The sequence below is a fragment of the Herbaspirillum rhizosphaerae genome (genome assembly GCF_001189965.1).
In the GTDB taxonomy this organism is placed as follows: Bacteria; Pseudomonadota; Gammaproteobacteria; order Burkholderiales; family Burkholderiaceae_D; genus Herbaspirillum; species Herbaspirillum rhizosphaerae.
Genome location: NZ_LFLU01000045.1, coordinates 1 through 398 on the forward strand (window position 1 = coordinate 1; position 398 = coordinate 398).

Annotated in this window: 1 pseudogene; it reads left to right on the forward strand. The window is 64.1% G+C overall.

The features are described 5' to 3' along the window. Positions 1–398, forward strand: a pseudogene (locus AKL25_RS24505) (filamentous hemagglutinin N-terminal domain-containing protein); the annotation flags it as partial.

The window sequence follows — 398 nt, forward strand, 5'->3', positions numbered from 1 at the left end:
AGCAACAGCGGCGTGATCCAGAGCCCGAACGGAGAAATCCTGCTGGCGGCAGGCCAGACGGTGCAACTGGTGGATACAGCCACGCCGGGCGTGTCGGTCAATGTCACCGGCACGGCAGGCAGCGTCACCAACCTCGGCACCATTACCGCCGAAGCGGGCCGTATCGGCATCGCTGCGGGCCTGATCAACAACAGCGGCAACATCAACGCCAGCAGCGTGGTGAGCGAAGGCGGACGGATCTTCCTGCGCGCGTCGCAGAGTCTGACCACAACCGCCAGCTCCAACATCACAGCCGATGGCGTGACCAAGGGCGGCAGCGTGGTGTTGTATTCGGACGGCACGGCTTACATTGACGGCAATGTATCGGCGCAGGGTGCACCCGGCAAGGGCGGCTATGT